The organism is Algoriphagus sp. (assembly GCF_024642405.1).
Lineage (GTDB): Bacteria > Bacteroidota > Bacteroidia > Cytophagales > Cyclobacteriaceae > Algoriphagus.
Genome location: NZ_JAHEBC010000370.1, coordinates 1 through 3634, shown reverse-complemented (window position 1 = coordinate 3634; position 3634 = coordinate 1). Strand labels below are relative to the sequence as shown.

Annotated in this window: 2 protein-coding genes; both read left to right on the top strand. The window is 38.7% G+C overall.

What is annotated here, in order from left to right:
• Positions 1–77 precede the first annotated feature (77 nt).
• On the top strand, positions 78–755 hold the full coding sequence (locus Q0L68_RS17920; protein ID WP_296705632.1) for an ABC transporter ATP-binding protein: 678 nt from the start codon (positions 78–80) through the stop codon (positions 753–755).
• Entirely contained in the window at positions 748–3270 is a 2523-nt protein-coding gene (locus tag Q0L68_RS17915; protein ID WP_296705631.1) for an FtsX-like permease family protein, read from the top strand. Before Q0L68_RS17920 ends, Q0L68_RS17915 begins: the two co-directional genes overlap by 8 nt.
• Positions 3271–3634: the final 364 nt, after the last annotated feature.

The following is a 3634-nucleotide window of genomic DNA, read 5'->3' as shown; positions in this document are numbered from 1 at the left end:
CTTAAAATTAAGCGTTTTCTAACAAAGAGAGTTCAATTGCGTTGAACTTTCAATCATTCACCCCTTTATTCTTTTTCATGAGTATTCTAGCAATAAGTAATTTAAGTAAGACGTATCAAAGCGGTTCGAGAAAACTCACTGTTTTGGATGATGTAAATTTCTCCATAGATGCGGGAGAAACAATCTCAATTGTTGGCCCATCTGGAAGTGGTAAAACCACACTTTTAGGATTGTGCGCAGGACTAGACTCTGCTACAACCGGAAGTGTTAGTTTAAATGGGGAAAATCTACAGGCACTTTCTGAAGACCAAAGAGCTTTTGTGAGAAATCAACATGTGGGTTTTATATTTCAAAACTTTCAATTGTTGCCAACTTTGACTGCTTTAGAAAATGTGATGGTGCCGTTAGAATTAAAAAAAAGAAAGGATGCCAGAAATAAAGCACAAGAGTTGTTAGAAAAAGTGGGGCTTGGTGATAGGTCTACCCATTATCCTACACAGCTTTCTGGGGGAGAGCAACAAAGAGTTTCTATTGCCCGGGCATTTGCCAATGAACCAAAAATACTTTTTGCAGATGAACCAACTGGGAATTTGGATACCGAAACCGGTGAAATGATAGAGAAACTAATTTTTGATTTGAATAAGGAACAAGGGACTACATTGATTTTGGTGACCCACGATTTAGATCTTGCTGCCAAAACCCAGCGAATTATTCATATCAAAGGTGGTAAAATACAGGAGGAAGAAAATGCCTGATTACGGATGGATTTTTAAAATGGCTTTGCGGGATTTCCGTAAAAACATTTCAAGACTTTTGCTTTTTGTATCCTCCATGGTGGTAGGAATTGCTGCTTTAGTAGCCATCAGTAGTTTTGGTGAAAACCTGACCCAAGACATTGATAATCAAGCAAAAGAATTACTAGGTGCTGATTTGGTTTTGGAAAACAATCAGCCCTTGGGTGACCAACCTGTGGATTCGATAGCGATTCAAGATGCTTCTGAAGTCAATTTTGCTTCTATGGTGGCTTATCCAAAAACAGGAGCCAGCCGTTTGACTCAGGTCAGAGCTTTAGAAGGAGCTTTTCCTTTTTATGGAATTTTAGAAACTATTCCGGTGGAGGCTGAATCTGACTTCAGAACTGGTGGAAAAAAAGCTTTGGTGGAAAGAGCCCTTTTAGCGCAATTTAACGCTCAAGTTGGTGATCAGATCAAAGTGGGAGAGGTTCTTTTTACGGTGGTTGGAGAGCTGCAACAAGTGCCCGGGCAAACAGGAATTACTGCCACAGTGGCACCGGCTGTCTATATTCCAATGGAATATTTGGAAGAAACCGGTTTAGTTCAATATGGTAGTAGAGTCAATTATAATAGGTACTATAAATTTGTAGATGAGACCAACGTCGACGAGCTGATCAAGCCCTTTGAAGATCAATGGGAAATCGATCGGGTAGATGCTGATACGGTGGAAGATCAGAAGCGTTCCACTGGAAGATCTTTTGAAAACTTATCTAATTTTTTAAGTTTGGTTGCTTTCATAGCTCTTTTATTAGGTTGTGTGGGCGTAGCTAGTGCTGTAAACGTTTTTGTAAAGGAGAAACTGGCTTCTGTTGCTGTTCTTCGCTGTTTAGGTGTTTCTTCCCGGGATGTACTATTAATCTACTTGGCAGAAATCATCATCATGGGTCTGATTGGGGCAATTTTAGGATCCTTCTTGGGCACTTTACTACAATTCATTTTACCAGCGGTATTTTCTGACTTTTTACCTGTTGAAGTGAGTTTTGGGATTTCATGGTTATCTGTGGGTTTTGGACTGATTACCGGATTATTTGTATCAGTTCTTTTTGCGCTTCTACCCTTGTTGAAAGTCCGGAATGTTTCTCCTATGGCAACCTTAAGACCAGAGACTGCAGATTCCACCATGTTCAAAGATCCCCTTCGATGGATGGTTATAATAGGGATTTTGGCCTTTATTTTCGGATTCAGTTTTTACTTGTTGAATCAATGGGATATGGCATTGGGATTCACTGGCTTCGTGATCTTTGCATTTGGGATTTTATGGGGTATAGGGCAACTTATCATGTGGGCAGTAAGGAGATTCTTGCCTATTTCCTTCGAGTATACATTACGACAATCCCTTGCTAATTTATACAGACCAAATAATCAAACAGTTTCGCTCATTGCTACCATTGGATTAGGAACTGCCATGATCAGCACTCTCTTTTTTCTTCAAAACCAATTGCTTCAGGAGGCTAGATTTGCAGATAAAGAAGATCAACCCAATATGTTGATGTTTGACATTCAAACTGCCCAGCTTGATGAGGTGAGAAGTAAGATTGAGTCACGGGACCTTCCCATCATGCAAGAAGTAGCAATCGTAACCATGCAGCTTAATGAAATCAATGGTATTGACAAGTTGGAAAATGAAGAAATGCCAGATGAAGAAAATTATAGAAGAGGGCTATATAATCGGGAATTCCGGGTAACCTATCGGGATACTTTAATTGACTCAGAAACTTTAGTAGAGGGCGAATTAATTCCTGTTGGTGCCAGAGGAGATAGTATTTTTGTTTCCTTCTCTAAATCTTATGCGGAGGGGAATGGATTAAAAATCGGAGATGAAATCGAGTTTAATGTTCAAGGTAGGCCGATAAAAACTTTTATCGGGAGTTTTAGAGATGTGAAGTTTAATCAGGTTTCTACCAATTTTCTAGTACTTTTTCCAACTGGTGTTTTGGAACAAGCCCCTAAGTTCCATGTCTTGATTACCAAAACAAAAACTGATCGCGAAGCTGCAGATGTACAAGCTGAAATCGTAAGGTTATTTCCAAATATTTCCATTATCAATCTAGGTACTATCGTGGCTACCTTAGAGGAAATATTGGGAAAGATCAGCTTTGTGATTCAATTCATGGCTTTCTTTAGTATTGCAACCGGAATCTTGGTATTGATCAGTTCGCTGATCATTAGTAAATATCAAAGAATGAGAGAAAGTATTTTACTTCGAACACTTGGTGCCAGTTCGGCAATAGTAAGTAAGATCAATACGCTTGAATACTTCTTTCTTGGTAGCTTAGCTTCTCTCTCAGGAATTATTCTCTCCTTCTTGGCAACTTGGCTGTTGAGTGAGTTTCTGTTTAATATTCCTTTCCGAGGAGCTTGGCTTGAAGCGCTTTTCCTTTACTTAGCTATCACCTCTTTAACAATCGTATTGGGATGGTTGAATGGAAGAAAAATCATCAATCAGCCTCCGATGGAGATCTTGAGAGGAAATTAGAAAGAATGAAAGCTTAAGTCAGAAATTTGAAAAGGCTCGCAGGAATGTGGGTCTTTTTTTTCGAGGTGTACTCATTAATATTTAAAAATGAAAAGCCTTTTCTTTTCAGAGAGAGCTTTTGTACCCAGGGCCGGATCTCCTGAAGAATTGGAATGCCTTTTTTATCAAAAACTTGAACGGCATATGGAAAAATAAGAATGGTAAAAGAATATGATGAAGCTTGTGTAAGTCTCTTTTGAATTATACCGCCCTTGATCTACGTGTTCCCACTTGATGTAAGGGAGAAGAAACATGAATAAAATGTATTAATTCTATTAATCAAAAGGCATTAAACCAACCAGAATAAGAAAAAGGATTAAAAAGA